The sequence below is a fragment of the Lentzea sp. HUAS12 genome, from assembly GCF_024125735.1.
In the GTDB taxonomy this organism is placed as follows: Bacteria; Actinomycetota; Actinomycetes; order Mycobacteriales; family Pseudonocardiaceae; genus Lentzea; species Lentzea albida.
The window spans coordinates 7,790,483-7,816,713 of sequence record NZ_CP099738.1 but is presented as its reverse complement, the minus strand read 5'-3'; the positions used below and the strand labels follow the sequence as shown (position 1 = coordinate 7,816,713).

The window sequence follows — 26,231 nt, the reverse complement described above, 5'->3', positions numbered from 1 at the left end:
CTGCGACCCTGGTTACACCGATTCAGGATCGCGGTCGGTCGACCGGCTCACGTGCTCCCACTTGTCGATTTCCGCAGTCCGTGCCTGGTCTGCCAGGCGCACCATATCCACCGCGTCGCTGCCCAGCAGCAGACACAGCGGCGGCTCGTCCATGGCTACCACGTCGAGCATGACCTTCGCCGCCTTGGCCGGGTCACCGGGCATGTTGCCGTCCGCGCCGCGGACCATGCCGAGAAGTACCCCGACAGACGGAACGTAGTCCGGTCCGTGCTCGGTCACCACCAGGGAGCTGCCGGTCCAGTCCGTCTGCATGCCGCCGAGCTCGATCAGCGTCGAGCGGACCCCGAACGGCGCGCACTCGGCGGCGAGCGTCTCGTTGAACCCGCGCAGCGCGAACTTCGACATCACGTAAGGGCCGAGGCCGCCGCCCAGCGCGGTGTGGCCCGCGGTCGAGCCTGCGTGCAGGAAGTGCCCCGACCGCTGCGCGCGGAGCACCGGCAGCGCGGCGCGGGTGACGTTGACGGCGCCCCACAGGTTGACCTCCAGCTGGTCGCGGAAGTCCTCCTCGGAGCACTCCTCGATCGACGTGACCCGGCCGGCGCCCGCGTTGTTCAGCACGACGTCGAGCCGCCCGAACTCGCGCACCGCGGTCGCCACGGCCTCACGCGCCTGAGCGGAATCTCTGACGTCGAGTGCAACAGATCTGACCCGGTCGCCGTGTTGAGAGACGAGGTCGTCGAGAGCGCGCGGGTCCCGTGCGGTCGCGACGAGCCGGTGCCCGGCGGCGAGAACGGCCTCCGCGGTCTTGCGGCCGACGCCGCGGGAACTGCCGGTGATGAGCCACACCTGCGCCATGTCCGTGCTCCATCCGTCGGAAATCAGTTGTCCGCGGATATGGAGTTGCTGCCGTGGCGCTTGATACCGAACGACTACTGTTTCCCACGGACGGGTGATCACCAGAAGGGGCGTAAGTGTCAACTGGGCCAACACATGCGATGAGTGGACTGCTCGCCTGGAGCGCCGTCACCGCGATCGCGTCGAGTCACCCGATCGGCCAGCTCACGCCGCAAAGCTGGGCCGTGGGGGCGGTTCTGGCCACCGGAGCAGCACTTCTGCCCGACCTCGACCACCCCGGATCGACCATCTCGCGCACGTTCGGAGCACTGAGCAGCGGCCTGTCCGCGGGCATCAACGCGTTGAGCAGCTTCGTCTACCGCACAACGCGTCTGAAGCGGGATTCCAAGCGGGATGGCGGACATCGCGGTCTCACGCACACGCTCGTCTTCGCGTTGTTCGCCGCCGTGTTCACCACCGCGGTCGTGCAGAACAGCCAGAAGTGGGCGCTGCCCGTGCTGATGTTCGTGTTCGCGGGCCTCGCGGTGCGCGGCATCATGAACGACTGGTGCCCCAAGCAGGACGCGCTGCTGATCACGGTGGTGTCCGCGGGCATCACGTGGGCGATGATCGCGTGGACCTCGCAGACGAGCGCGTCCGCCGCGGCGTGCGGGATCGCGGTCGGCGTCGGGTGCTTCGCGCACTACGTCGGCGACGCGATCACCGAGCAGGGCTGCCCGATCCTGTGGCCCATCCCCATCTTCGGCAAGACCTGGTACCCGGTGGCGCCGCCGAAGATCATGCGGATGAAGACCGGTGGCGTCGTGGAGATGGCGATCGTGGGGCCGATCGTGACGGTCCTGTCGATCTGGCTCGGGCTCGCGGCGTTGCAGGGAACGGGCGCGCTGCCGTTCCTGGACTGGGTCGACCTGCTCCCGGTGTAAAACGTTTCACTTCCAGCCATTCAGCGGCTACCTGAGTCTCACCCGATCGGTCTAGCCTCCACGAACCGGACCGGCGTGTGGAGGATCGAACGTGCCCGAGGCAGACATCGTTGTCGGCGTTCCCCCACGTCAGCCGTTCGAAACGTTGTCGACGCCACATGTGAAGGTCGAGCGGTCCTCTGAGCCGCGCTGGCAGCATGCGGGGTTCGAACCGCAGGCGGACACATCGGGATCCGCGCGAGTGGAGGTCAGGTGACCAGCACCTACGTCGGCATCGACGCCGGCTACGAGAACCGCTGGGAAGCGGAGAAGATCGCGTTGGAGCTGCACGACACGGTGCTGACCACGGCCCGAACGGTCGCGGTGCACGAGGTCGACGGCCACTACGCGATGTCCTTCCTCGTACCCGTGGCCCCGTCCGACGCGGTGGTGACGTCCCTGGTCGCGCAGGGCTTCGGCGTCGCTGTACGCGGTGCGTCCTCGGGACGCCTGGTAGGCCCGGAGGCGCTCCGAGTGGGCGCCTCCACTGCTGCCGAGGCTCATCAGTACCGCCGCGAGGGGCGCGCTCTGCGATTCCAAGGCCAACGGTCGTTGCGCGGTCGTCATGGCGTGTCCGACATCCTCGCGTTCACGGCCATCGAGGCCGTTCTACCGCGTGACACGCACACGGTCGACACGCGCGGGAACCTCACGCCGTTCTTCCGCGACGGCAAGTTGGTGCTGGTCATCGACTAGTTTCGGCGTGTGCGTGATATCGCTGTCTTCAGTGGTTCTGCCCATCCCTCACTCGCCGCCGAGATCTGCGGCCACCTCGGCGTCGACCTCTCCCCCAGCCGCCTGACCCGGTTCGCCAACGACTGCCTCGAGGTGCAGCTGCAGGCGAACTGCCGCGAGCGGGACGTGTTCCTGATCCAGCCGCTCGTCCCGCCGGTGCAGGAGCACCTCGTCGAGCTGCTGTTGATGCTCGACGCCGCCCGCGGCGCCTCGGCGGCCAGGACCACGGTCGTCCTGCCGCACTACGCCTACGCGCGTTCGGACAAGAAGGACGCTCCCCGCATCTCGATCGGCGGCCGCCTGGTCGCCGACCTGATGGTGGCCGCGGGCGCGTCGCGGGTGCTGGCGATGACACTGCACTCACCACAGGTGCACGGGTTCTTCTCGGTGCCCGTCGACCACCTGCACGCCCTGCGCGAACTGGCGGCGCACTTCTCGAAGTACGACCTGTCGAACACCGTCGTGGTGTCGCCGGACCTCGGCAACGCCAAGGAGGCCGCGCACTTCGCCCGGATCCTGGGCGTGCCCGTCGCGGCCGGCGCCAAGCAGCGGTTCGCCGACGACAAGGTGCAGATCTCGACCGTCATCGGCGACGTGGCCGGGCGGGACGTGATCGTGCTGGACGACGAGATCGCCAAGGGCTCGACGGTGATCGAGCTGCTGGACAAGCTGCGCGAGCGCGGTGCCGGGCCGATCCGGGTGGCGTGCACGCACGGGCTGTTCTCGTCCGGGGCGCTCGACCGGCTGCAGGCGTTCGACGACGTGCTGGAGATCGTCGCCACGAACACCGTGCCGATCCCGGCCGACAAGCACGTGCCGAAGCTGCGGGTGCTGTCGATCGCGCCGGCGATGGCCGAGGCGATGCGGCGGATCAACGTCGGCGAGTCGGTGTCGACGCTGTTCGAGGCCCCCTAGTCACTTCAGGTGCGCGAGTGCCGTGATCAGGCGGTCTCCGACGTCGTCCGGTCCCGGCATCTTGCGCACCACGGCCCGCTGGTGGGCGAGGCCGTGCAGCCCGAGCCACAACGCCACCGAGTCGCCGAAGAGGTCGTCGCTGCCGTGCGCGATCCCCTCTTCCACACACGCGCCGAGGACCTCGACGAGGAGCGTGAACGCCGCCACGCCCAGTGATTCGAGGTCGGCGTCGGTGATCGACGTGTCCTCCGTCGACGGCGTCCAGAGGCCGCCGAACATGATCCGGTAGCGCTGCGGGTGCTGCCGGGCGAAGTCCAGGTAGGCGTTGCACACCGCGAAGAGCCGCGCGCGTGCGTCCGGAGCCGCGTTCTTGTCGGCCTCGCGCAGGACGGACGTGAGCGAGTCCATCTCCCGCTGCACGACGGCCAGCATGATCGACGGCTGGTCGGAGAAGTGCGGGTAGATCGACGGGGCCGCGATCCCCACCTTGCGCGCGACCGAGCGCAGCGTGACCGCGCGTTCGTCGCCGCCCTCGTCGAGCAGCGCGACGGCCGCCTCGATGATCTCTTCCCGCAGTTTCCCGCCCTCACCACGGCGGTTGCGCCTGCGCGGTTCCGTGTTCGTCACGGTCGTAACCATACACCTGAAAGTTTATGGCTGTTAGGTCTTGCGCTCGTGAACTTACGGTCGTTAGCTTATGTCCGTAAGCACAACCGGGACCGACACGAGGAGCCACGATGAACGCCACGACCGCCACCACCCGCGCCACCGAGATCGTCCTGCCGGGTGTGGTCGAGCCCGACGGCCTGCACGTCCGGGTCCGCGACCTGCCGGCGCCGGGCGAGGGCCAGGTGGTCCTGCGGATGGAGGCCACCGGCGTCTGCTTCGCCGAGCAGCAGATGCGCCTGGGCAAGTACTACGACCAGCCGCCGTTCCCGTTCGTGCCCGGCTACGACCTCGTCGGCACGGTCGTCGCCGCTGGTCAGGGCGTCGACCGCGACCTGCGCGGCCACCGGTTCGCCGTGGTCACGAAGGTCGGCGCGTGGGCGAGCCACCTGATCGTCGAGGCCGGCGACCTGGTGCCCGTGCCGGACGGCGTGGACTCGGCCGCCGCCGAGACCGTCGCGGTCAACGGCGTCACGGCCTGGCAGATGCTGCACCGCACGGCGAAGGTCGAGCGGGGCGACACGATCGTCGTGCTGGGCGCGAACGGCGGCGTCGGCTCCACGCTGGTGCAGCTGGCGAAGCACGCCGGCATCAAGGTGATCGGCACGGCGTCGGCCCGCAACCTCGACGCGATCCGCGAGCTCGGCGCCGTTCCGGTCGACTACCGCGACCCGAACATGTACGCCCGCATCCGGGAGCTGGCGCCCGAGGGTGTCGACGCGGTGTTCGACCACGTCGGCGGCCCCTCTCTGAAGGAGTCCTGGAAGCTGGTGCGCCGCGGTGGCGCGCTGGTCAACTACGGCTCTGCCGCGACGAAGGACGAGCCGGGCAGCGGGATGCTGCCGGTGCTCAAGCTCTACGGGCAGCTGGTGGTGTGGAACCTGCTGCCCAACGGCAAGCGCGCGGGCTTCTACAACTTCTGGGCGGGCAAGCGCTTCCGCCTCGCCGCGTTCCGCGCCCGTCTGCGCGACGACCTCGTGCAGGTGCTGAACCTGGTCGAGGCCGGTGCGGTCACGCCGCAGATCGCCGCGCGCATCCCGCTGCCGGACGCCGCCGCCGCGCTGGCGCTGGCCGAGTCCCGCACCGTCGTGGGCAAGGTCATCATCGTCCCGGGGCAGTGACCAGGCCGGGCTGCCGTCAGCTGATCGTGACGGCGGCGACCGCCCTGGTCGACTCCGACCGCGCCGTCACGCTGCGGGCCGTGTCCCGCGAGGCCGGTCTCCCCACCTCGTCGATCTACCCGCTGTTCCCCGACGCCGAAGCCATCCTGCTGGCCACGTGCCACGAGGCCTTCCGCGATCTCGAAGCCGCCGTCCTCGGCGCCGCCGGCCCGTACGAGGCAGGCCTCGCCTACCTCGAGTTCGCCGTCGAGCACCCCCGCCGCTACCACGTGATGTTCGGTGCGGCCGACCTCGCCGAACCCGCGTCGCGGTTGTTCACGCAGGTCCTCGCTGATCCCGATCGGGCGCTGGTGTTCTGGCTGGGCCTGCACGGCCTCGCCGACCAGCGCTCCTCGATCCGCCGCTCACCGCAGTTCCACGTCGTCGCACCGCGACTGATCACTTCACTCGTCTGACTTCCGGGAGGTCTCCGCCATGAACGCCACCGCCCTGCCCGCCACCACGACCACCGCCGCCGCGTCCACCGAGGTCGACAACCGCGCCGCCTACCTGGGATTCGCGTTCGCCTACGTCTTCGGCCACGGCGCCTCGGCCCTGTCCCGGTCCGGCGCGGTGGCGCTGCCGGCGTGGCTGCCGGTCGCGTTGCTCGCCACCGGCCTCCTCGCCGGCACGGCCTTCGCCATGAGCGCGTCGCTGCGAGCGCAGAAAACCGCGTCCGAGGCACGGCGACGAGCCGAGAAGCTCGTCGGCACCGCCTGGATCACCGGTTTCGCCGCGCTGGCGCTGGCCGTCACCGGTCTGAGCACGGTGTTCGACCAGCCCGAACTCCAGACCGTGCTCTGGCCCGCCGGTTCGGCCATCGTCGTCGGCCTGATCTACATCGCCGAGGGCGCCGTGCGCGGCATCGCACTGCACTACAACCTGGGCACCTGGCTCGCGCTGGTCGCCGCCGCGGCGCTGTTCGTCCCCGGAGCCGGCGTGTTCGGCGTGCTGGCCGTGCTGGGCGGCAGCGCCTACCTCGTGGCCGCGTTCCTGGAGAGCCGCCGCCTTGCCGCGTAAGGCTTCTACAGCTGCACTCGCACCGTGACACGACCCTTGTCGTCACGGTGCGATGTCGCGTGTCCGGTCCGTTCGGTGCCATCGAGTTCGAGCGTGAGCGGACCGCCCTCACCGCTGAAGTTGCGCCACCAGGTCTTGTCGTCCGGCATCATCACCTGGATGGTCACGGTGTCACCCTTGCGTTGGTAGCCAACGGGTGTGGAGAACGTGCGACCCGACTTCCGGCCCGTGTAGGACACGACGGTGATGCCCTTGCGCACCAGCTTCCCGACGAGCGGCGCGTCGCGCAGTCCCACGACCACCCTGTTGACGCGGCCCACGATCGAGCTCTTGAAGTTCATGGCCTCGACCGTAGCCTGCTAAGCGGAGACCCCCATCCGCTTGGCTGGAAGTGAGAAGAAGTGGTTGCCGAACCGTCTCAGATGCGAGCCGACGCACGCGAGAACCGCGCACGGGTATTGACCGTCGCACGGGAGTTGTTCGCCGAACGCGGGCTCGACGTGCCGATGGCCGCGATCGCCCGCAGGGCAGGCGTCGGCGTCGCGACGCTGTACCGGCGCTTCCCCACCAAGGAATCGCTGGTCGTGGAGGCCTTCACCGAACAGTTCGCGCACTGCCAGGCCGTCATCGACGACGCGATGCAGGACCCGGACGCGTGGCGCGGGTTCTGCACGGTGATCGAACAGGTCTGCCTGCTCCAGGTGCGCGACCGCGGCTTCACGGCGGCGTTCGTCGCCTCGTTCCCGGAACTGCACTCCGAGGTGCGCGACCGGACCTGGACGAGCTTCAGCGCGTTGGTGCAGCGGGCGAAGGACAGCGGTCAACTGCGCGCGGACTTCTCACCGCACGACCTGATGTTGGTGCTCCTGGCCAACAACGGACTTTCGGGCGCGCCGGTGGAGGCCGCGGTGGCCGCGTCACGGCGCCTCGTCGCGTACCTGCTGGAGTCGTTCCGGACCGGCACGGACGCCCTGCCGCCGCCCGTGCCGCTCAGCCTGGACCTGGTGCTGAACTAGCCCGGGTGGGCGCCGACGGTGTCGCGGATCTGCGCACCCAGGTCCGACGAGCCAGACCGGGCGCAGTGGGCGCAGCAGAAGAACTTGCCCTCCACCTCCACACCGTGCCCGATCACGCGGCAGTCGCAGTGCTCGCAGCGCGGCGCGAGCCGTTGGATCGCGCACTCGAAGCTGTCGAACGTGTGCACGCCGCCGCCGACGGTGCGCACCTCGAAGGCCATCCAGTAGTCGTTGCCACAGACGTCACAGGTCGCCATGCGCGGAAGACTGCGGCAGGTCCGCCGGGTCGGCAACTCGAGCGTCGAGTGCCGCGACCAGCTTCTTCGGCGCTGTCACCCGATAGGCGTCCTCGACGTGATCGGCGACGACGTCCCAGTCGACCTCGACGTCGAGGTACACACCGAGCCAGCCGCGGTGGCCCACGTACGGCGGGCGGAAGTACCGCTCAGGAGCCTGGGCGATCAGGGCCTCCTGGACACCGGGACCCGCCGCGCACCAGAACGCGCCGCGGTCGTCGTGGTGGTGGTCGGCGAGCGTCACGAACGTCTTCTTCCCGCGGACGAACCAGGTGGGTTCGCCGTGGCTGAGGCGTTCGGTCACGCCGGGAAGCGCGAGACAGATGCCGCGCAGCATGTCGAGTGCGTCCACCAGGACATACTGCACCCCGCACGTCCGTCCACAAAGGACGTGCCAGAGGAATGCGGAAGCCCCGTTCTGAGCGGGACCGGCCGGATTCGAACCGGCGTTCTCCCTCCGTTCCGGAGGGCGCGTCGACCACTGCGCTACAGGCCCCATCGCCACCGCACGTCCCACACTAGTCGGCGAAGTCCGGGCCGTATGCCCTGCGAAAGTGTTGGACCCAATAAGGTTCACGGACCAACCTCGAACTGGACGGTGTCGTGCCAGGGATCGACTACTACGAGTTGCTCGGTGTGAACCGGGGCGCCAGTGCCTCGGAGATCAAGTCGGCCTACCGCTCTCTAGCCAAGGTCATGCACCCCGACGCGGGTGGGACGTCTGGCGGTTTCCGCCTGCTCCAGGAGGCCTACGAGACGCTGAAGGACCCGGTCCGCCGCGCCGACTACGACCGGCCCGCCGTCCAGGCCCCGACGGTCGTCCGCCCCCAGACACGCCCACGACCTCGACGAACAGGTCACACGGGCAGGCTGCGCGACTTCGGCGACGACCCGAACTACATGGCACCGCGCCCCCGCGTCGACCTCGGCTCGATGGAGTGGTGGAACCGCATCGACCTGGGCGCGCGCGTCCGCTACGTGCCCGCCACAGGCCTCGGCCACGCCCCCGCGGCGGCCGCGATCGGTGGGTGGTTCGTCCTGCTCATCCCGTTGACGATGACGCTGTCACCACTTCTGCTGGCCGTCTGGCTCCCCCTGGTGGCAGGCGCCGGTTACGGGGCGTTCCGACTGGTGCGCCGCTACATGACCGTCGCACGAGCAGAAAGAGCGTTCGCCGGCGAGTACGACGGCAACACGATTTTCGGCCGTCCGGGTGAAAACAGACGCGAACGGCTGACCGCCGGATTGCTCACGGAGTACATGACCCAACTACCGGGAGTGCGCATCTTCCACGGCCTCGCGTGGCCGGGCTCGGTCTTCACCGACGTCGACCACGCCCTGCTGTGCGGCCGCCGCCTGGTCCTCATCGAGTCGAAGTCGTGGCTCCCCGGCCACTACTACTGCGACGAGGACGGCGAACTCTGGCGCAACGGCCACCCGTTCCGCGGCGGCGGCTCCCAACTGCTCGACAGCGTCGACTACTACGCCGAACTCCTCCCGTGGCTCGACATCCGGGGCGCCCTGATCATCTACCCGAGCCGTGCCGGCGAGGTCACCTGCGACGACGACCTGGACTTCGACGTGCCGCCGATGACGCCGGAGCAGTTCGTGAGCGAGATCGGCGACTGGCTGGCCGACGACCCGGCCACCGTTGACCGGGAGGCGTTGCGCGTGCTGGTGCGGCAGGTGGTGTCGGAGGTGCGGGTGGCGGGGGCCTGACCATCGCTGAGCAGGCCCCTCATCGCAGTGAGCAGCAGTAGCCGATGCGCTCGATGATCAGCTCATCCAATGAGCGAGCAAGACACAGCAAGAAGGTGAGGTATCCGCGCACCTCTGGAATCGTCGGCTTTTCGGTTAGGTCACCGTGAGCGATCTTGTTTCTTTTCTCGACAATCTCTTGGAGTTTCGCACTCAACTTCACACCACTCGCCTCATGAAGGTTGTCCTCCAACCTGCGTCGGACTACACCTTCAATGCGCACAATGGGGTCGTCGACACCAATTAGCACGAGCACGCTTTCTAGAGACTCCGCCTTGGCGTTTGTGAATTGGCGCACCAGCGCGCGAGAAGACATCAGCCTTGGGTTAACGGATCGGTCATCGTCCCACAAGTCAGAGAAGACGTTGAAGAGCTTGCGCGTTTTGTTGATCCTCTCTCCGGCATCCTCGAGATGGAATATCTCTTGAATTCTATCTCTCGTGAATAACTCGAGAAGCGAGTCAGGAAGACGGCGCGAAGGCGGCTTAGCCTTGGTGATTTCGTCAAGAAATTCCGCCAACGCTGATTTTACATAGCCCTCGAAATGTGCCACCAGCATCACCATGCCGGCACGACACAGAGCGTTCTTCAACTCCCGGCTCTTCCGCCTCTCACCAGGTGAAGGAAGAAACGTTTCCGGCGCTTCATCCGCTCGCAGTAGAAGTTCTACCTCCTCGACGCTTTCGACGAAGCTCCGAAGAGACTCAGTTCCAACCACCATGTGCGAGCGACTCACTTGACTTTGATCTGCGGCAGATCGCACTTGATCCCGATCTTCTCAAGTCCTTCAGCGAAGGTGTGTGTCCTCAGCCTCATTCGAGAGCGGTCGGCCGTAGCGCGTCCGATCGCAGTTCCGAAGTCTTCGTCTCGAAGCAACGATTCCCGGAGCTCGCGTACCTCGCTCCCCTTCTTCATCACTTCGACCCGATCCGCGAACGCAAACGGCAGCATGATCGCATCGAACAGCGCCTTGTTGAACGCCCCCAGCGACTTCCCGCCCTTAGAGTGCAGACGGAAAGCCTCCTTGCCGAATACATGCGCGACCGTCCTGCATGTGTCCTCAAAAACCCTTGCAGTGTCTGCATCCGGCACCTCCTTGCGATGAACTCGCATGTAGGTGTTCAGAAGCTGCCTCAGCGGTGGACGATATGCGGAGAAGTCCTCGTACAGCGCAAAGAAGCGAAGAGCAAGCTCCTCATAATCCATGCGATGGTTGCGAAGTCCCCCCAATATCCCAACAAAGAATTCCTTCCCGGAAAGCTCCTTCAGATACTTGTTCAGATCTCCTCGGTAGATGCAGTTGCGGAGTTCTTGATGAACGAGACGGGCGGATCCTGTGTTCAGTCGTTCGAAGACGTCGAACTTGATGTCAGGGTGGGAGTCCTCGGTGATAACGATACATCTGACAGTACGATTCTGGAGGCGCCGCTGATCCTTCACGGACATCTCCTGGTAGGACAGTCCTTCCAGTTCGTGCAGCACCGAGACTCCACGCAGGGGGAAACTCCCCTCCAGGAAGTCTCGGATGGTCGTGATTCTTTGGAGTCCGTCGATGACCTCGTAGGTACCGTCTTCGTTCTCCGCGAAGTAGCAAACCGGCACAGGGATGTTCAGGAGAAAACTCTCGATGAGCCGACTGGCTTTAGCCCTGTCCCACACGTACTTGCGCTGATACTCAATATTGAGCAGGAGTCGATCGCGCTCGATGTCATCGACCAGCGTGGCGAGCGACAGGTCATAAGGCTGAGTGACCAGGCGCCGTTCCTCCTGGGTAATGACAAGAGGTTCCGACTGCTCTTCCGTGACATCCTCGACTTCATCGTCTGGATCCACGTCGAACATGTCCGCTTGCGACATGTCCCTGCCCCCCTTTTTTGAACTGGATGAGGCAGAAAATTTAGCGGAGCGACTGGCAGAACTTCCACCGATTCACCCGGATGGCCTCTATTGAAGCGAACCGCGTCCAACTCAGTTGTTCGCTCCGTGAACGCGAGTGTCCCAGTCGGACCAGCTGAAACAGGATCGCTATGAGAAGCTTGACGCCATGACCCGCACGGTGTGCCTCGCGCAGAACCCCGACGCGGACGCACTCCTCGCGTCGGACATGTTCGCCCTGTTGACCGGAATGCTGCTGGACCAGCAGATTCCGATGGAGAAGGCCTTCTCCGGCCCCAAGGTCCTCGCCGACCGCATGGGCGGCCTGGACGTGCGCCGCATCGCCGAGGCCGACCCCGAGGACTTCGCGGCGGTCATGGCCACGCCGCCCGCCGTGCACCGGTTCCCCGGTTCGATGGCCAAGCGGGTGCAGGCGCTGTCGCAGTTCGTCGTCGACACCTACGACGGGGACGTCACGCGCATCTGGGCCGACGGGGACGGGGCCGCGGTGTTCAAGCGGCTCAAGGCCTTGCCTGGGTTCGGGGACCAGAAGGCGAAGATCTTCCTCGCACTTTTGGGCAAACAGTTCGGCGTCACGCCCGACGGGTGGCGCGAGGCCGCCGGGCACTACGGGGACGAAGGAAGCCGACGTAGCGTCGCCGACGTGCGCGACCAGCAGTCGCTGCTCGAGGTCCGGGACTTCAAGAAGGCCGCGAAGGCCGCCGCCAAGAAGTAGCCCTGCTGTTCATCGTCTGGTGCACTGGACGTCCGCCGTCAGTTCGCACGAGGTGTGATCTTGCCTCGTGGGAGAAAGGCGGTTCCGTTGCGCATCAAGGTGATCAGCGTGTTCGCGGTCCTGGCGTTCGGTCTGGGGACCATGTCGGCGGACGCGGCCACGGCGTGGCCCGGTGGGTCGGCCACGCAGACGGCTGACGGGTCGGGCGTGTTCGGCAAGAACCTCAGCGGGTTGTCGTTCGAGGGTGCGGGTGTCGTGTGGGCCGTGAAGAACGGGCCGTCGACGCTCTACCGGCTCGTGCCGAGCGGGAGTACGTGGAAGGTCGACCAGAAGCGGTCGCTGAAGTTCCGGAACGGCGCGGGTGACCCGGACGCCGAAGGTGTCGTGAGCACGCCGGACGGGCTGTTCGTGGTCAGCGAGCGGGACAACGACAACGGTGACGTCAGTTCGCCGATGGTGTTGAAGGTCGGCAACGGCACCGAGAAGGAGTGGAAGCTGCCGGGGATGCCGTCGGTCGAGCCCAACGACGGGCCTGAGGCGATCTCGTGGATTCCCGACTCGTTCCTGACCTCGCGGGGCTTCAAGGACGACACCGGCAAGCTCTACGACCCCGCCGCCTATCCGGGTCACGGGACCGGGTTGTTCGCGGTCGGGCTGGAGGCGACCGGCGGGATCTTCCTCTACGCGCTGCAGGACGGCGGGGCGAAGCTCGTCTCGAAGTTCGCGAGCGGGCAGGCGCAGGTCATGGACCTGGAGTGGGAGAACAACAGGCTGTGGGCCACGTGCGACAACAACTGCAGTGGCAGGTCGACCACACTCGCGGTCAGTGACGGCCGGTTCAAGGTGACGGCGACGTACGACCGGCCGTCGAAGCTGCCGAACGTGAACCTCGAAGGCTTTGCGCTTTCGCCAGCCTGCGTCAACGGCAAGAAGGTCGCTCTCTGGTCGGACGACGACAACACCGACAAGCACGCCATCAGGAGCGGTTCGCTGAACTGCACGGTCTAACGGCCGGGTTGTCGGGGTGCGGAACTATGCTCCCGCGCGTGACCGCACCCCACATCCCCGGCCTGACCGAGCTGAGACCACTGGGTGCGGGCGGGTTCGCCACCGTCTACACCGCCCACCAGGCACAACTCGGCCGGGACGTCGCCGTCAAGATCGACAACCGGGTGCTCGTGGACGAACGGGACCGCAGGCGGTTCCTGCGCGAGGCGCGGGCGGCGGCCAAGCTGTCGGGGCACCCGCACGTCGTCGGGGTGCACGACGCGAACATCACCCAGCAGGGCACGCCCTACATCGTCATGGAGCTGTGCACGGGTGGGTCGCTCGCCGACCAGCTCGACGCGCGCGGCCCGTTGCACCCGGAGCAGGTGCGCGACCTCGGCATCAAGCTCGCCGACGCCCTCGCCGCGGCGCACCAGGAAGGCGTGCTGCACCGGGACATCAAGCCCGGCAACATCCTCGTCGACCGCTACGGCACCCCTAAGCTCGCCGACTTCGGGCTCGCGGCGCTGCTCGACGCGCAGGGCGGCAGCACGGTCACGCGGGACGCCCTGAGCCCCAGCTACGCGCCGCCCGAGGCGTTCGCGATGGCGGAACCGACGCCGCAGGCCGACGTCTACTCGCTCGCCGCCACGCTCTACACGCTGCTCGCGGGCAAGCCGCCGCGCCCGGTGCCGTGGCCGATCACGTCGTTCGACCAGCTCGGCGAGATCCTGCGCCGGCCCGTGCCCGCGGTGCCGGGGGTGCCGCCCGCGATGCACGAGGCGCTGGCGCGGGCGCTGCACCCGGACGCGAACCTGCGCACGCCCAGTGCCGCGCAACTGCGGGACGAGCTGATCGACCCGATGCGGTCGCCGACCGTGCCGGTGCCTCCCCCGCCGAAGAGCAAGAGGTGGCCGCTGGTCGCAGCCGCGGCGGGGCTGGTCGCCGTGGTGGTGGCGGGTGTGCTGATCTTGAATCCGTTCGGTGGCAAGGAGCAGTCGAACGCGCAGGGGCCCGGTCCGGCGACGACGCAACCAGGTGGAGCCAAGGACATCCCACCGCCGTTCCTCAAGAAGTGCGACGGAGGGTTCTGCGTCGACGCGTCGACCTGCTTCCGCGGCATCAACAACTTCGGCGGCAAGGCGGCCACAGCGCGGAAGGTCGGCAGCTGCGCGGACGAGCACTTCTGGGAGGCGTTCGGAGGAGGCTGGCTCTCCGGGGAGATCCCGGCGGTCGGATCGGACGAACTCCTGGCTTCAGCGGAGGTGAAGAACATCTGCACGCCCGAGCTGATGAAAGCGAACACCCGTCAGACCGTCGACACCACCGGGTGGGACATCACCGCCGTCGGGTACGCGGACGGCACCCGCAACTACTTCCTGTGCTTCGGAGCGGAACCCGGTGCCGGTGAAGTCGTGACCAGCGCGTTCGGCAGCTGACTAGGATTCCCCGGACGAACATCCTCTGGGGGGATCATGAAGAAGCTCCGTGCACTTCTCGCGTGCCTCGCCGTCGCAGGTTCGCTGGTCGTCAACGCCCCGGCCGCGCAGGCCGCGGGGAGCTGCTACCAGTCGGGCGGGCAAGCGGGCTACGGCACGACCTACACCTGCAACATCTGGCGCACCAACCACCTGTGGGCGATGTTCGGCAGCGGCAAGATCACGCCCGTGGGCAACATCGCGGGCGTGCTCAACGCGGGCAACAGCTGGTTCGTCTGCCAGCGCACGTTCGGGATCACACTGACGTACGGCACCAGCGGCGGCGACATCGTGAACAACTGGTTCGGCTACACCCTGGGGGACAACGGCTACTGGGGCTGGGTCAGCGCGACGCACTTCTCCGCAGGCGGGAACATGGAGCCGGTCCCGGGACTCGGCTACTGCCCGGCCGGGTTCGGTGACACCGCGACCTACCCCGGTGAGCGACCGAGGCCGGTGGGGTGGGAGGTCCCCGGTCCGGACCGCGAGAAGAAGGTCGCCATCAACTGAGAAATCCACTTGCGACGGTCACTAACGTAGACCGACGTGCGTGTTCACGCCGATTTGATCATTGCTGGATTCCGAAGGTACTCGACCTACCGACAAGCGATGCTGGCCGGGATGACCACGAACGTGGTCTTCGGCCTGCTGCGGGTCGCGATCCTCGTCGCCGCGCTCAAGGCGGCGAACGGGGAGATCGCGGACTACGACATCGCTGCCGCCAACACGTACGTCTGGATCGGGCAGGGGCTGCTCGGGTTCGTCCTGTTGTGGGGAACCAACGAGCTCGCCGAGCGCGTGCGATCCGGTGACGTGGTAGTAGACCTCTACAGGCCGTGGAACCTCCAAGGCGCCCTTCTCGCGGAGGACGTCGGGCGGGGTGGCTACGCCCTCCTGACACGGCTGGTGCCGCCGATGGTGTTCGGCATGCTGCTGTTCCCGTTCCAGTTCCCCGCCACAGCGAAGCAGTGGCCGCTGTTCGGCATCAGCGCGCTGCTCGCGCTGGTGATCAGCTTCGGCTTCCGGTTCCTCATCGACATCAGCTCGTTCTGGCTGCTCGACAACCGGGGGCTGTACGGGTTCTGGAACGTCTCGTCGGGCCTGCTGTGCGGCCTGACGGTGCCCATCGCGTTCTTCCCGGGGTGGGCGCGGGACGTGCTCTGGATGACGCCGTTCCCGGCCGTCCTGCAGGCGCCGATCGACGTGTTCCTCGGGCACGGCGATCCGTGGGAACTCCTGCTGTTGCAGGCTTTCTGGGCCGTGGTGATGCTGGGGATCGGCCACTTCACCTTGCAGCGCGCCATGCGGAAGGTGGTGTTGCAGGGTGGCTGAGTTCGTCTACCCCAAGCTCATCGGCGCGCGCCTCAAGAGCCAGCTGTCGTACCGGGCGTCGTTCGCGATCGACTTCGTCACGCAGGTCATCGCACAGGGCTACGAGATGGTCGTCATCCTCGTCCTGTTCACCCAGATCGACGCGCTGGGCGGCTTCACCAAGAACGAAGTGCTGCTCATGTACGCGTTCGCGGGGGCGGCGTTCGGGGTCGCGGACCTGTTCGCCGGGCAGCTCGACAACCTGCCGACCTACATCCGCACGGGCAGCTTCGACGTGCTGCTGATGCGGCCGCTCCGGACGTTGCCGCAGATCATGTGCTCCGACATCCGCCTGCGCAGGATCGGGCGGATCACCGGTGCGCTCGCGGTCATGTTCTACGCGCTGGCGCACGTGCCGGTCGACTGGTCGCCGGCGAAGGTCCTGCTGACGGTCCTGACGCCGGTCGCGGGCGCGGTCATCTACAGCGCGGTCTGGGTGGTGGCCTGCTCGATCTGCTTCTGGATCGTCGAGGGGCGCGAGTTCGCCAACGCGGTCACCTACGGCAGCAACGCCTTCACGTCGTACCCGATCAACGTCTACTCGCGGCCGTTGCGGTGGCTGATGGCGTTCGTCGTGCCGGGGGCGTTCGTCGCGTACTACCCGAGCCTCGCGCTGCTCGGCAAGCAGGACCCGCTCGGCCTTCCCGGCTGGGTGGGCTGGACATCACCGCTCGTCGCGGCGCTGGCGGCGGGGGTCGCCGCGCTGGTGTGGCGGTTCGCGGTCAGGCACTACCGGGGAACGGGATCATGATCGAGGTCAGGGAGCTCCGCAGGGAGTTCAAGGTCGCCACGTCGAAAGGCCTGCGGCGCAACTACAAGACCGTCACGGCGGTCGACGGCGTCACGTTCGACGTCGCCGCGGGCGAGGCCGTCGGCTACGTCGGGCCGAACGGGGCGGGCAAGTCCACGACGATCAAGATGCTGACCGGGATCCTGGTCCCGACGAGCGGCCACCTCACGGTCGACGGCGTGGACCCGTCGAAGCAGCGGCGCGACCTCGCGAGGCGCATCGGCGTCGTGTTCGGCCAGCGCAGCCAGCTCTGGTGGGACCTGCCGCTGAGGGACAGCTTCGACCTGCTCAGGTCCATCTACCGGGTGTCGGCGCAGGACCACCGGACGCGCCTCGACGAGTGCGTGGAGCTGCTCGGCCTGCAGGAGACCCTCCAGACCCCGGTGCGGCAGCTCTCGCTGGGGCAGCGGATGCGCGGCGAGATCACCGCGGCCCTGCTGCACGCCCCGGAGCTCCTGGTGCTGGACGAGCCGACGATCGGCCTGGACCTGGAGTCCAAGGAACGCCTCAGGGAGTTCCTCGCGGACCTCAACACCCGCCGCGGCACGACGCTGCTGCTCACCACGCACGACCTGGACGACATCGAACGCCTCTGCCCGCGGCTCATGGTGATCGACCACGGCCGGGTGCTCGCCGACGGCCCGCTGGACGAGCTGCGCGCCGAGGTCACGCCGGAGCGCGAGCTCGTCATCGACCTCAGGGAACCCGGACCTGCGCCGGACGTCCCAGGAGTAACGGCGGTGCGCAGTGAGGCGGGCGGATTGCGACACCACCTCACGTTCAGGAGAGCGGAGACGACGGCGGCGCAGTTGATCACGCAGGTGGTGCGGCAGGTGGAGGTCCACGACCTCGCCGTCGTGGAGCCCGAGATCGACGACGTCATCCGCAAGCTCTACCAACGCCAACTCGATCAAGACGCGCATCGGTAGAGTCGTAACCAACAGAACCGGACAGTTCGGGCAAGGAGAGCGAATGCGCGTAGTCGGAACGCTGGCAGCAGCCGCCATCGCGTTGGGCAGCCTGACGGCCTGCGACACGCTCCAGGGGGTCAGCGACACCGCGGACAAGGTGAAGCTGTGCGCCGACGCGGTTCAGCTGGTGGGCTTCTCGCCGGACATGAGCGACCCGCAGAAGGCGCTGGAGGACACCCAGGCCAAGGCGAAGGAGCTCGAGACGCTGGCGAACTCCGCGCCGGACGAGCAGGTGAAGAAGGCTCTCGAAGAAGCGGCCAACGGCATGCAGAACGTCAGCTCCGCGGCGGACTGGGTGCAGCAGAAGGCCGACCTCGTCGCGAAGGTGTCGGCCGCCTGCGGCGGATGAGCACTTGAGCCCTGTTGCACTCCTCCGGTGGCGGCTTAGGCTTTAGCGCGTTCATCGCGCAGGCCTCACGCCGCACACCGGAGGTGTTGCAGCACCATGCAAGCAACAGTGGGTGACAGGCTTCACGTCCACAGCCGTTCCATCGGACTCGAGGAGCGCCTCGGCGAGATCCTCGAAGTGCGCGGGACCGACGGACATCCGCCGTACCTCGTCCGCTTCAACGACGGGCACGAAGGTCTGGTGTTCCCCGGACCCGACTGCGTCGTCGAGCCGCGGGGCTCCGTCTAACCCGGTACCGGCTACCCCAGCACGGTCGCGATCAGCTCCTCGGCCAGCTGAGGAGTCGCTGCCGCCACGCCCGACCACCGGTGGGTCAGGTCGGGCTCGAACGTGAACGGCCGCCCGTGCAGGTCGACCAGCACCCCGCCCGCCGCGGGGACGGTGACCAGAGCCGTCGCGAGGTCCATGATGCGGTGCGTGTCGCTGCCGGGATCGATGAACGCGTCGACCGTGCCCTCCGCGACCAGCATGGTCTCCAGGCAGGTCGTGCACAGCACACGGATGCGGTCCGCGCTGTTCGCGATGCGCAGCCACGCGTCCTGAGTGCCTGTCTTCGGACGCATCAGGCACACGGACGCGCCCTTCAACGTCGTGCGGCCGGTGGTGCGGAACGCCGTCGGCACTCCTGCGCGCGCATGCCACGCACGGCCCGTGTCGAACCACGTCGTGAGGGCTTCTTTCGCCGTGCCGTCTTCCACGAGCGCACCGGCGAAGCACGAGAGAGGCACCCCGAACGCGGCGTTCGCGGACCCGTCGACCGGGTCGACGACGAGGGTGATCGAGGAGCCGTTGTCGACGAACCCGGCCTCTTCGGAGAGCAGGTTCACGCGGTTGCGGTGGATGGACTCCAGTATCGCGTCCTCGACGATGCGGTCGACGCGCATCGTCGGTGTTCCGTCGGCGCCGTCCGCGACTTCCTCGCGGAGTTCGAGGCGCGTGTGCAGGGTGCGGGCACGCCCGTACGCCGCCGACGCCGCGCGGGCGGCGTCGGCGAGCGCGGGGTGCACGTCGTCGGAGAGCTGTGGCTGGGGAACGTCCCAAGGAATCAGCACGTTCCCCACACTGCCACGAAGAACTCAGATCAGGCCGAGACCCTTGACCGCGTCGCGCTCCTCGACGAGCTCGGCGACCGAGGCGTCGATGCGGGCGCGCGAGAACTCGTCGATCTCCAGGCCCTGGATGATCTCGTACGAACCGCCCGAGGTGCGGACGGGGAACGACGAGATGATGCCCTCGGGCACGCCGTACGAGCCGTCCGACGGGATGGCCATCGAGGTCCACTCGGTGCCGTTGACCCAGTCGTAGATGTGGTCGATGGCGGCGTTCGCGGCCGAAGCGGCGGAAGACGCGCCACGGGCCTCGATGATCGCCGCACCGCGCTTGGCGACGGTCGGGATGAAGTCGTTCTCGAGCCACGCCTGGTCGTTCACGGCCTCGGCGGCGGTCTTGTCGCCGACCTTGGCGTGGAACAGGTCCGGGTACTGGGTGGCCGAGTGGTTGCCCCAGATCGTCATGTTCTGGATGTCGGTGACCGCGACGCCCAGCTTCTTGGCGAGCTGCGACAGGGCGCGGTTGTGGTCCAGGCGCGTCATCGCGGTGAAGCGCTCGCGCGGGACGTCCGGCGCGTGCTGCTGGGCGATGAGGGCGTTGGTGTTGGCCGGGTTGCCGACCACGAGCACCTTCACGTCGTCCGCGGCGCCGGCGTTGATCGCCTCGCCCTGCGGCTTGAAGATGCCGCCGTTGGCCTCGAGCAGGTCGCCGCGCTCCATGCCCTTGGTGCGGGGGCGGGCGCCGACGAGCAGGGCCACGTTCACGCCGTCGAACGCGGTCTTCGCGTCGTCGGTGATCGTGATGCCCTTGAGCAGCGGGAAGGCGCAGTCGTCGAGCTCCATCGCGGTGCCCTCGGCGGCCTTCAGCGCCGGGGTGATCTCCAGCAGCCGCAGGTTGACCGGGGTGTCCGGACCGAGCAGGTGGCCGGAAGCGATGCGGAACAGCAGTGCGTAGCCGATCTGGCCGGCGGCACCGGTGACAGTGACGTTCACGGGCGTGCGGGTCATGAGCCTTCCCGAATGACGGTCCTCGTTGACGTCGGGCAGGTCGCCCGGCGTCCCGCACGTTACCAACACGGGGGTTCTGCGAGAGTGTGAGAGTGGACAACCTGGTCGAAGAGGTCGGCGAGGACTACGCCGACGCCAACCTGCCTGATCAGCAGTGGGAGAAGCGGTCCTTCACCGACTGCGACTTCACCGAGGCCGATCTCCGCTCACTGGTGACGAGCGGGTGCACGTTCACCCGGTGCGACTTCACCCGGACGGACCTCGGCGAGTCGGTGCACACGGCGACGGCGTTCCGGCAGTGCACCTTCGACCGCACGGTGCTCACCCGGTCGGCGTTCAACTCGTGCAGCCTCATGGGGTCGAACTTCGTCGACTGCGTGCTGCGGCCCATCACCTTCACCGAGGTGGACTTCACGCTGGCGTCGTTCGTGAAGGCACCGCTGTACGACCTGAAGCTCGGTGGTCAGCGGTTCCGAGAGACGAACCTGAGCGAGGCCGACCTGCGCAACACCGACCTGAGCCAGGCCGACCTGATGGGCGCCCGGCTGCTCGACGCGAAGCTCGACGGCGCGGACCTGCGCGGGGCGAAGATCGACGCGAACGGGCTCCGGCAGGCGAAGCTCGCCGGAGCCCTGATCGACGTCGACACGGCGATCGCTTTCGCCGCGGCCTACGGCCTAGTTGTCAGCTGATCCCGTGATCTCCACCAGGACGCCGTCCGCGACCATCTCCTCGACGGCCTTCGGCAGCAGGTAGGCGGTGCCGCCGCCCGGCTGCTCGAACCACGGCACGGCCACGCCGGTCAGCACCTCGAGCGGGCGGCGCAACCGGTACACGCGGTACGGGCGGTTGATCCACGACGGCACGAGGCTGCGTTCCGGGAACGGCGTGCCCGCCACGTAGACGAGGTTGCCGGTCTGGTCGCCGTAGCGGTCGACCTCGGTGCCCGCCGGCAGCTCGAACATCTGCTTGTGGCGGAACAACGTGAGCGGCGGCTCGCCCGCGAGCGGCGAGATCGGGAACTTCCGCTTCGCCGGTTCCTCCTGCGCCACGGCGGCGGCGACCGGCGACGGTGCCTGCTGCGGTGCGGGAGGCGGCACGGACTGCACCTGCGTCGGGGCCGCGGCCTGCGGCATCGGCGCGACCTGCGGCATCGGCGCGGGCGGGGTCTGCGGCGGCAGCGGCGGGCGCTGCGGTGGCACGGGACGGCGCGGCGGTTCCTCGCGGAAGCCGTTGGTCATCGGCCGTTGCGGAGCGCCCCTCGGCGGGATCGTGCGGAAGTTGCCCAGCACCAGCCTGCCGATCAGGTACGCCGACGCGTCCTCGACCTTGTCGAACCGCACCGGGTTCTTGGGGCCGTGGTCGAACCAGGCGACCTCCCAGCTGTCGCCCTCGAGGCGCAGCGTCCAGGTGCGGTCGGCCGGTTCGCCGCCGATCCGGAACACGCCGTGCGGCACGTTCAGGTCGTCGAGCGCGCGGCGGGTGCCCGCCAGTTCGCGGTCCTCCTCCTGCGTGACCTGCCGCGGCGGCTTCACCGGCTCCGGTTCGGGCTCGGGTTCCGGCTCCGGTTCGGGCTCGTTGAACAGCGCCGCGTCGAACTGGGTGGTCTCCTCCGAACGCGTCGGAGCGGGCGCGACGGCCGCCACGGGCACGGCGGCGACCACGGGCGGTGCCTCGGGCTCCGGCTCGAAGTGCGAGTCGAGCCGGGAGTCGAAACGCGTCTCGAACTCCTCGTCGAACTTCGCCGCCTCGAACGACGTCGTCGACTCGATCTCCTCTTCGGCGAGGTCGGGCTCGTCCTCGCCGACCGGGACGACCGGGTGTTCCTCGGTGACCTCGGCCGGGCTCTCGAGCGGCTCGTCGAGGACCGGGCTCCACGCCATCGTGTCCTGCATGGCGTCGCGCGGGCGTTCCTCGGTCTCGGCCTCGATGTGGTCGGTGACCTCTGCTTCGCGGTGGTGCGTGAGGAGTTCTGGCTCCGCCTCGATGTGGTCGGTGAGCTCGGCCTCCCGGTGATGCGTGAGGAGCTCGGGCTCGTCGGGCCCCGCGGTGGGGATCTCGGGTTCCTCGGGAACGTCCACGTCGTGACGTTCGTCCTCGGGTTCCGTTTCGTTCGGCTTCTCGGCGACGGGTTCCGGGGCGGTCTCGGGGACGACCTCGGCGGCCGGCTCCTCCTCCAGGTCGGCCGGGTGCGGCGCGAAGAGGTCCATGCCCGCGCCGTAGGTGTCGCGCAACGTCCTGTCGTCGACCGTGTCCGGCACGCCGTCGGAGTCGAAGACCACCCGGTAGGGCGGCCCGTCACCGGCCAGCGGCGGCGTGGCCACCGCGATCGTCTCGCCGAGGTCCGGCTCCGGCTCGGGGCGCGGCTGCTCGGCGGCGCGCGGCGGCTCGGGGTAGAGGGGCTCGAAGTCGTACTCCTCCTCCGGCTCCTCCTGCTCGGCCTCGAACTTCGGCGCCGCGACGTACTGCGTCTCCTCGGCGGCGGCGAGTTCGGGCTGCGGCTTGCGCTCCGGTTCGCGCTTCGGTTCGGGCTCGACCGGCACGGGCACCACGGTGCCGGGAGGCGCGGCGGGCGCTCCCAGGTTCGCGGCGGCGGCGAGCCTCGACTCCTCCGAGACCTCCGGCAGGGCGAACCCGGCGCCACGCGCGCGTTCGACCAGCTCGGGCTCGGGCGGCACGCCGTACTTGCGCAGGTAGTACGCGACCCCGGCGGGCCAGATCCACACGCCGTCGGTCTGGAACCCGGACGGCACGACCGGCGGCGCGTCCGGGTGCAGCACGTCGTTGTCGAAGCCGCGCCCGGCCACGGCGACCGGGGCGTTCGACAGGTACGTGAGCAGCGGCGCGACCTCGGGCTCGGGCACCGGCGGCCGGTTGACCGACGGACGGCCACCCGGTCCGGCGCCGTCGAACACGCGGACGGTGCGGAAGGCCGGCGTCGGCGGGTTCAGCCTGCGGCGCAGCCAGTCGGGGACGTTCTCCTCGGCACGCGGGAAGAACCGCATCTCGTCGATGTACGCCTGTTGCGGAGGAGGCGTCTGCCAGCTCGGCTCGGCGCGGTCGAAGTCGAGGTTGTAGCTCGACGGGTGGTCGAGCTGGTAGCGGGCGTTGGTCCAGCTGCCACGGCCTTCGCGGTGCATGCCGGCACGCAGCCGCGCGAACAGCGAGGCCACCTCCTGCGGCGCCTGCCAGGCGCGCTTGCTCCCGTCCTGCAGCCGGAGCTCGGCCTCCAGTTCGAAGTACCGGCCGGTGGCTCGGTACTGGGCGATCACGCTTCGCCAGTCCTCTGGTGCGGCCCGCATCAGAGTCAGGCCGATCTGCTTGACGAGAGCGTCCTGCTCGGTCGGGTTCAACGGCTTCGGCTCGGACACGCCAACATCTTCCCCCGCAACTCGCCGGATCGCACACGTCCCCCGCCACTGCGCCGAACGGTGGAGGCCCGACCATAACGTGGTCGACGTGCAAGGTTAAAGCTGATCAAGAACACTCTCGACCCCTCTGGAGGCGCTGTGACGCGGTCCGCGCAGGTGACCGGCGGTCTGCTGGCGGCGGCGGGCGGTGTGGCGATCGCGGTGCAGGCGCGCGTCAACGGTTCGCTCGCCCAGTCGCTCGGCAACGGGCTGGTGGCGGCGTTGATCTCGTTCGCCGGCGGGTGGTTCGTGCTGCTCGCGGTGGTCCTGACGCGACAGTCCGGCCGCGACGGCCTCCTGCGGCTGCGGGACGCGCTGCGCGGGCGCCGCATCCGGTGGTGGGAGTGCGTCGGCGGGATCAGCGGCGCGGTGCTCGTGGGCTCGCAGGGACTCGCGGTCGCGACGATCGGTGTGGCGGTGTTCACGGTCGCGGTCGTGATCGGGCAGGTCGTGAGCAGCATGGTCGTGGACAACCTCGGGGTCGGGCCCGGCGAGCCGAAGCCGATCACGAGGACCCGCGTCGCCGGGGCGGCCGTCGGTGTCGTCGCCGTCACGATCGCGGTGTCGGACCAGTTCACGTCCCCCGGCGGGTTGTGGCTCGCGGTGCTGCCGCTGGTCGCGGGCCTGCTGATGGGCTGGCAGCAGGCGGTGAACGGGCTGGTGCGCGAGGCCGCCGACAACTCGATGGCGACGATCCTGGTGAACTTCAGCGTGGGCACGGCGGCGTTGCTGCTGGTCAACGCCGTGACGTGGAGCGGGGTCCCCGGCGCGTTCCCCTCTGGCTGGTGGCTCTACCTCGGCGGCCTGCTGGGCATCGTCGGCGTGGGTGGCGCGATCGTGTCGGTGCGGTTCATCGGCGTGCTGATGGTGGGGCTGTGCGGGGTGTGCGGCCAGCTCATCGGGGCCGTGCTGCTCGACGCGGTGAGCGGGCACCTGGCGTTGCCGACGCTCGTCGGCGTGGTGCTGACGCTGGTGTCGGTGGGCGTCGCCGCACTGCCCAGTGGGAGGATGAGGGCGTGACTGCGACGCTGCTCAACGGCAACGAAACCCGGAACGCGCTGTTCGAGGACCTCAAGGCGCGGGTCGCCGCGCTGCCCGGCTCGGTCGGTCTGGCCACCGTGCTGGTGGGCGACGACCCCGGCTCGCACTCGTACGTCAAGGGCAAGCACCGCGCGTGCGAGAAGGTCGGCATCAAGTCGATCCGGCGCGACCTGCCCGAGTCGACGACGCAGGAGGAGCTGGAAGCCGTCATCGACGAGCTGAACGCGAACCCCGAGGTCACCGCGTACATCGTCCAGCTGCCGCTGCCGAAGCACCTGAACGCGAACGCGATCCTGGAGCGCATCGACCCGGCCAAGGACGGCGACGGCCTGCACCCCGTCAACCTCGGCAAGCTCGTGCTCGGCGAGGAGGCGGCGCTGCCCGCGACCCCGCGCGGCATCGTGGAGCTGCTGCGCCGCTACGACGTGCCGCTCGCCGGCGCGAACGTCACCGTGGTCGGCCGCGGCGTCACCGTGGGCCGCCCGATCGGCCTGCTGCTGACCCGCCGTTCCGAGAACGCCACCGTGACGCTGTGCCACACCGGCACGAAGGACCTGGCCGCCGAGGTGCGCCGCGCGGACATCGTGATCGCGGGCGCGGGCAGCCCGGGCCTGATCACCGCGGACATGGTCAAGCCCGGCGCGGCCGTGGTCGACGTCGGCATCACCCGCACCGAGGCGGGCCTCGTCGGCGACGTGGCACCCGAGGTCCGCGAGGTCGCCGGCTGGCTCGCCCCGATCCCCGGCGGCGCCGGCCCGATGACCGTCGCGATGCTGCTCACCAACACCGTTGAAGCCGCCGAGCGCGCCCATGCAGCGGTCTGACGCGCAGGCGCTCATGGGCGAGACCCGCTGGCGTTCCGGTCCCGGCAAGCACCTGCCGTTCGCGCTGGTGCTCGGGGTCGGCGCGCTCGGGCTCGTGCGGATCTTCCAGTACCACTGGCGGCAGGGCGCCGTGCTGCTCGGCGTGTCGTTGCTGGTCGCGGCCGTGCTGCGGATCCTCGTGACCGACGAGCAGGCGGGTCTGATCAAGATCCGCGGCCGCGGCATGGACGCGTTCCTCTACTCGACGCTGGGCGTCGTGGTGATCGCCGTCGCGCTGACGATCACCGGCGGCCCGCTCAGCCGATAGCCCGGTCGACCATCACCTCGACGAACTCGTCGAGGTCCACGGCTGACGCCGCCGCGTCCGGCAGCGTCAGCCGTTCGTAGATGAACCCCGTCATCGCGAAGTACATGATCATCACGGTCATCCGGTCGCCGGGCAGCTCCGACTCCTCGTTGAACGCGACGTTGAACTCGATGCCCTCGGCGATCGTCTTCGTGAGCGAGGCCCGCAGGTCCGGCCTCCTCGTGGCCTCCAGCCGCAGCTCCATCATCGCGAGGTAGCAGGCCTTGTCGGCGTCCGCCCGCTTGATGATGTCGTGCATGAACTTCACGCTCAGAGCCTGGTCGCGAGGCGCGCTGAGCGACTCCGCGACCGACTCGTCCGACGGCATGAGCCTGATGTGCACACGCATCATCACCGCGGACATCAGCTCGTCGCGGTTCGCGAAGTAGTTCGACGCCGTGCCCGCCGGCACCTCCGCCTTCGCGTCGATCGCGCGGTAGGTCAGTCCCCGCGCGCCCTCCTCGGCCAGGACGTCGATCGCCGCGTCCAGCAGGGCCGTGCGCCGTGCCTCGTTCCGGACCACGTTTCCTCCTTGACAACCACTACAGCCATA

General features: G+C 68.4%; 32 protein-coding genes and 1 tRNA gene. 21 read left to right on the top strand and 12 right to left on the bottom strand.

The annotated features are described in order from the left end of the window. Positions 1-12: 12 nt before the first annotated feature. Positions 13-855: an SDR family NAD(P)-dependent oxidoreductase gene (locus ND450_RS36555; protein WP_253322741.1), complete on the bottom strand. Its 843-nt coding sequence runs from the start codon at positions 853-855 to the stop codon at positions 13-15. A gap of 116 nt (positions 856-971) precedes the next feature. Between ND450_RS36555 and ND450_RS36550 the strand changes: the two genes are divergently transcribed. The 3 genes from ND450_RS36550 to ND450_RS36540 all read left to right on the top strand — a co-directional run bounded on the left by ND450_RS36550 (position 972) and on the right by ND450_RS36540 (position 3,467). After that, positions 972-1,778, top strand: a complete 807-nt coding sequence (locus ND450_RS36550; protein WP_256557357.1) for a metal-dependent hydrolase — start codon at positions 972-974, stop codon at positions 1,776-1,778. Positions 1,779-2,030: 252 nt separating this feature from the next. Further along, positions 2,031-2,513 carry a hypothetical protein gene (locus tag ND450_RS36545; protein ID WP_245786089.1) on the top strand — a complete coding sequence of 161 codons (483 nt, stop codon included), beginning with the start codon at positions 2,031-2,033 and terminating at the stop codon, positions 2,511-2,513. Between the two features lie 9 nt (positions 2,514-2,522). Beyond that, positions 2,523-3,467 (top strand): ribose-phosphate pyrophosphokinase, encoded by a 945-nt coding sequence (locus tag ND450_RS36540; RefSeq protein WP_253322739.1) that lies wholly within the window; start codon positions 2,523-2,525, stop codon positions 3,465-3,467. On the opposite strand, the gene ND450_RS36535 is transcribed toward ND450_RS36540, so the two are convergent. Further along, the gene (locus ND450_RS36535; RefSeq protein WP_253322738.1) at positions 3,468-4,094 is read right to left on the bottom strand and encodes a TetR/AcrR family transcriptional regulator; all 627 of its coding nucleotides are present in this window, start codon (positions 4,092-4,094) and stop codon (positions 3,468-3,470) included. A gap of 110 nt (positions 4,095-4,204) precedes the next feature. On the opposite strand from ND450_RS36535, the gene ND450_RS36530 reads away from it, so the two are divergent. From ND450_RS36530 to ND450_RS36520, 3 genes are read left to right on the top strand one after another with little or no spacing between them, the layout of a single operon-like run. After that, complete coding sequence (locus tag ND450_RS36530) at positions 4,205-5,254, top strand: medium chain dehydrogenase/reductase family protein (protein WP_253322737.1); 1,050 nt, start codon at positions 4,205-4,207, stop codon at positions 5,252-5,254. Further along, positions 5,251-5,709 (top strand): TetR/AcrR family transcriptional regulator, encoded by a 459-nt coding sequence (locus ND450_RS36525; RefSeq protein ID WP_253322736.1) that lies wholly within the window; start codon positions 5,251-5,253, stop codon positions 5,707-5,709. The genes ND450_RS36530 and ND450_RS36525 overlap by 4 nt, the downstream gene beginning before the upstream one ends. 19 nt (positions 5,710-5,728) lie before the next feature. After that, a complete protein-coding gene (locus ND450_RS36520; RefSeq protein WP_253322735.1) occupies positions 5,729-6,313 on the top strand; it encodes an ABC transporter permease in 585 nt (194 codons plus the stop codon). Between the two features lie 5 nt (positions 6,314-6,318). On the opposite strand, the gene ND450_RS36515 is transcribed toward ND450_RS36520, so the two are convergent. Then, on the bottom strand, positions 6,319-6,654 hold the full coding sequence (locus ND450_RS36515) for a nitroreductase/quinone reductase family protein (protein ID WP_089914954.1): 336 nt from the start codon (positions 6,652-6,654) through the stop codon (positions 6,319-6,321). 81 nt (positions 6,655-6,735) lie between these two features. Between ND450_RS36515 and ND450_RS36510 the strand changes: the two genes are divergently transcribed. Further along, positions 6,736-7,329 (top strand): TetR/AcrR family transcriptional regulator, encoded by a 594-nt coding sequence (locus ND450_RS36510; RefSeq protein WP_089914956.1) that lies wholly within the window; start codon positions 6,736-6,738, stop codon positions 7,327-7,329. Here ND450_RS36510 and ND450_RS36505 read toward each other — a convergent pair. From ND450_RS36505 to ND450_RS36495, 3 genes are all read right to left on the bottom strand, one after another. Then, on the bottom strand, positions 7,326-7,586 hold the full coding sequence (locus ND450_RS36505) for a Prokaryotic metallothionein (protein WP_089914960.1): 261 nt from the start codon (positions 7,584-7,586) through the stop codon (positions 7,326-7,328). The genes ND450_RS36510 and ND450_RS36505 overlap by 4 nt on opposite strands. Continuing rightward, positions 7,573-7,962, bottom strand: coding sequence for an MmcQ/YjbR family DNA-binding protein (locus tag ND450_RS36500; RefSeq protein ID WP_253328094.1), 390 nt, complete (start codon positions 7,960-7,962; stop codon positions 7,573-7,575). The genes ND450_RS36505 and ND450_RS36500 overlap by 14 nt, the downstream gene beginning before the upstream one ends. 86 nt (positions 7,963-8,048) lie before the next feature. Then, positions 8,049-8,122, bottom strand: a tRNA-Ser gene (locus ND450_RS36495). 106 nt (positions 8,123-8,228) lie between these two features. Between ND450_RS36495 and ND450_RS36490 the strand changes: the two genes are divergently transcribed. Next, positions 8,229-9,344: a DnaJ domain-containing protein gene (locus ND450_RS36490; RefSeq protein WP_253322734.1), complete on the top strand. Its 1,116-nt coding sequence runs from the start codon at positions 8,229-8,231 to the stop codon at positions 9,342-9,344. Positions 9,345-9,363: 19 nt separating this feature from the next. On the opposite strand, the gene ND450_RS36485 is transcribed toward ND450_RS36490, so the two are convergent. After that, entirely contained in the window at positions 9,364-10,104 is a 741-nt protein-coding gene (locus ND450_RS36485) for an MAE_28990/MAE_18760 family HEPN-like nuclease (protein WP_256557573.1), read from the bottom strand. Positions 10,105-10,115: 11 nt separating this feature from the next. Further along, positions 10,116-11,240, bottom strand: coding sequence for a DUF262 domain-containing protein (locus tag ND450_RS36480; RefSeq protein WP_253322732.1), 1,125 nt, complete (start codon positions 11,238-11,240; stop codon positions 10,116-10,118). Positions 11,241-11,427: 187 nt separating this feature from the next. Here ND450_RS36480 and ND450_RS36475 point away from each other — a divergent pair, with 187 nt between their 5' ends. The 9 genes from ND450_RS36475 to ND450_RS36435 all read left to right on the top strand — a co-directional run bounded on the left by ND450_RS36475 (position 11,428) and on the right by ND450_RS36435 (position 18,228). Further along, positions 11,428-11,994, top strand: a complete 567-nt coding sequence (locus tag ND450_RS36475; RefSeq protein ID WP_089914974.1) for an HhH-GPD-type base excision DNA repair protein — start codon at positions 11,428-11,430, stop codon at positions 11,992-11,994. 60 nt (positions 11,995-12,054) lie between these two features. Further along, positions 12,055-13,002: a hypothetical protein gene (locus ND450_RS36470; protein ID WP_371927510.1), complete on the top strand. Its 948-nt coding sequence runs from the start codon at positions 12,055-12,057 to the stop codon at positions 13,000-13,002. A 38-nt stretch (positions 13,003-13,040) separates the two neighbouring features. Beyond that, positions 13,041-14,420, top strand: coding sequence for a serine/threonine-protein kinase (locus ND450_RS36465; protein ID WP_253322730.1), 1,380 nt, complete (start codon positions 13,041-13,043; stop codon positions 14,418-14,420). A 36-nt stretch (positions 14,421-14,456) separates the two neighbouring features. Then, positions 14,457-14,969, top strand: a complete 513-nt coding sequence (locus tag ND450_RS36460) for a hypothetical protein (RefSeq protein WP_253322729.1) — start codon at positions 14,457-14,459, stop codon at positions 14,967-14,969. 111 nt (positions 14,970-15,080) lie between these two features. Next, positions 15,081-15,791, top strand: coding sequence for an ABC-2 family transporter protein (locus tag ND450_RS36455; protein WP_253322728.1), 711 nt, complete (start codon positions 15,081-15,083; stop codon positions 15,789-15,791). Continuing rightward, the gene (locus ND450_RS36450) at positions 15,784-16,581 is read left to right on the top strand and encodes an ABC transporter permease (RefSeq protein WP_253322727.1); all 798 of its coding nucleotides are present in this window, start codon (positions 15,784-15,786) and stop codon (positions 16,579-16,581) included. Before ND450_RS36455 ends, ND450_RS36450 begins: the two co-directional genes overlap by 8 nt. Further along, positions 16,578-17,549: an ATP-binding cassette domain-containing protein gene (locus ND450_RS36445; RefSeq protein ID WP_253322726.1), complete on the top strand. Its 972-nt coding sequence runs from the start codon at positions 16,578-16,580 to the stop codon at positions 17,547-17,549. Before ND450_RS36450 ends, ND450_RS36445 begins: the two co-directional genes overlap by 4 nt. A gap of 43 nt (positions 17,550-17,592) precedes the next feature. Then, complete coding sequence (locus tag ND450_RS36440; protein WP_089914991.1) at positions 17,593-17,940, top strand: hypothetical protein; 348 nt, start codon at positions 17,593-17,595, stop codon at positions 17,938-17,940. A gap of 96 nt (positions 17,941-18,036) precedes the next feature. Continuing rightward, complete coding sequence (locus ND450_RS36435) at positions 18,037-18,228, top strand: DUF1918 domain-containing protein (RefSeq protein ID WP_089914994.1); 192 nt, start codon at positions 18,037-18,039, stop codon at positions 18,226-18,228. Between the two features lie 11 nt (positions 18,229-18,239). Here ND450_RS36435 and ND450_RS36430 read toward each other — a convergent pair whose 3' ends face one another. Both ND450_RS36430 and ND450_RS36425 read right to left on the bottom strand, forming a co-directional pair. Then, complete coding sequence (locus tag ND450_RS36430) at positions 18,240-19,052, bottom strand: inositol monophosphatase family protein (protein WP_253322725.1); 813 nt, start codon at positions 19,050-19,052, stop codon at positions 18,240-18,242. A gap of 24 nt (positions 19,053-19,076) precedes the next feature. Beyond that, positions 19,077-20,057: a malate dehydrogenase gene (locus ND450_RS36425; protein ID WP_089914997.1), complete on the bottom strand. Its 981-nt coding sequence runs from the start codon at positions 20,055-20,057 to the stop codon at positions 19,077-19,079. Between the two features lie 92 nt (positions 20,058-20,149). Here ND450_RS36425 and ND450_RS36420 point away from each other — a divergent pair, with 92 nt between their 5' ends. Further along, on the top strand, positions 20,150-20,749 hold the full coding sequence (locus tag ND450_RS36420; protein WP_371927509.1) for a pentapeptide repeat-containing protein: 600 nt from the start codon (positions 20,150-20,152) through the stop codon (positions 20,747-20,749). Here ND450_RS36420 and ND450_RS36415 read toward each other — a convergent pair. Next, positions 20,735-23,428 carry a glycohydrolase toxin TNT-related protein gene (locus tag ND450_RS36415; RefSeq protein ID WP_253322724.1) on the bottom strand — a complete coding sequence of 898 codons (2,694 nt, stop codon included), beginning with the start codon at positions 23,426-23,428 and terminating at the stop codon, positions 20,735-20,737. The two genes, ND450_RS36420 and ND450_RS36415, sit on opposite strands and share 15 nt — an antisense overlap. Before the next feature lie 138 nt (positions 23,429-23,566). Here ND450_RS36415 and ND450_RS36410 point away from each other — a divergent pair, with 138 nt between their 5' ends. Genes ND450_RS36410 through ND450_RS36400 form a run of 3 tightly spaced genes read left to right on the top strand, consistent with a single transcriptional unit; the run spans position 23,567 to position 25,639 of the window. Next, the gene (locus ND450_RS36410) at positions 23,567-24,487 is read left to right on the top strand and encodes a DMT family transporter (protein ID WP_253322723.1); all 921 of its coding nucleotides are present in this window, start codon (positions 23,567-23,569) and stop codon (positions 24,485-24,487) included. Then, the gene (locus ND450_RS36405) at positions 24,484-25,332 is read left to right on the top strand and encodes a bifunctional methylenetetrahydrofolate dehydrogenase/methenyltetrahydrofolate cyclohydrolase (RefSeq protein ID WP_089915006.1); all 849 of its coding nucleotides are present in this window, start codon (positions 24,484-24,486) and stop codon (positions 25,330-25,332) included. Before ND450_RS36410 ends, ND450_RS36405 begins: the two co-directional genes overlap by 4 nt. Beyond that, a complete protein-coding gene (locus ND450_RS36400) occupies positions 25,319-25,639 on the top strand; it encodes a DUF3017 domain-containing protein (RefSeq protein WP_371927508.1) in 321 nt (106 codons plus the stop codon). The genes ND450_RS36405 and ND450_RS36400 overlap by 14 nt, the downstream gene beginning before the upstream one ends. On the opposite strand, the gene ND450_RS36395 is transcribed toward ND450_RS36400, so the two are convergent. Next, on the bottom strand, positions 25,629-26,201 hold the full coding sequence (locus tag ND450_RS36395; RefSeq protein ID WP_253322722.1) for a TetR/AcrR family transcriptional regulator: 573 nt from the start codon (positions 26,199-26,201) through the stop codon (positions 25,629-25,631). The two genes, ND450_RS36400 and ND450_RS36395, sit on opposite strands and share 11 nt — an antisense overlap. Positions 26,202-26,231 lie beyond the last annotated feature (30 nt).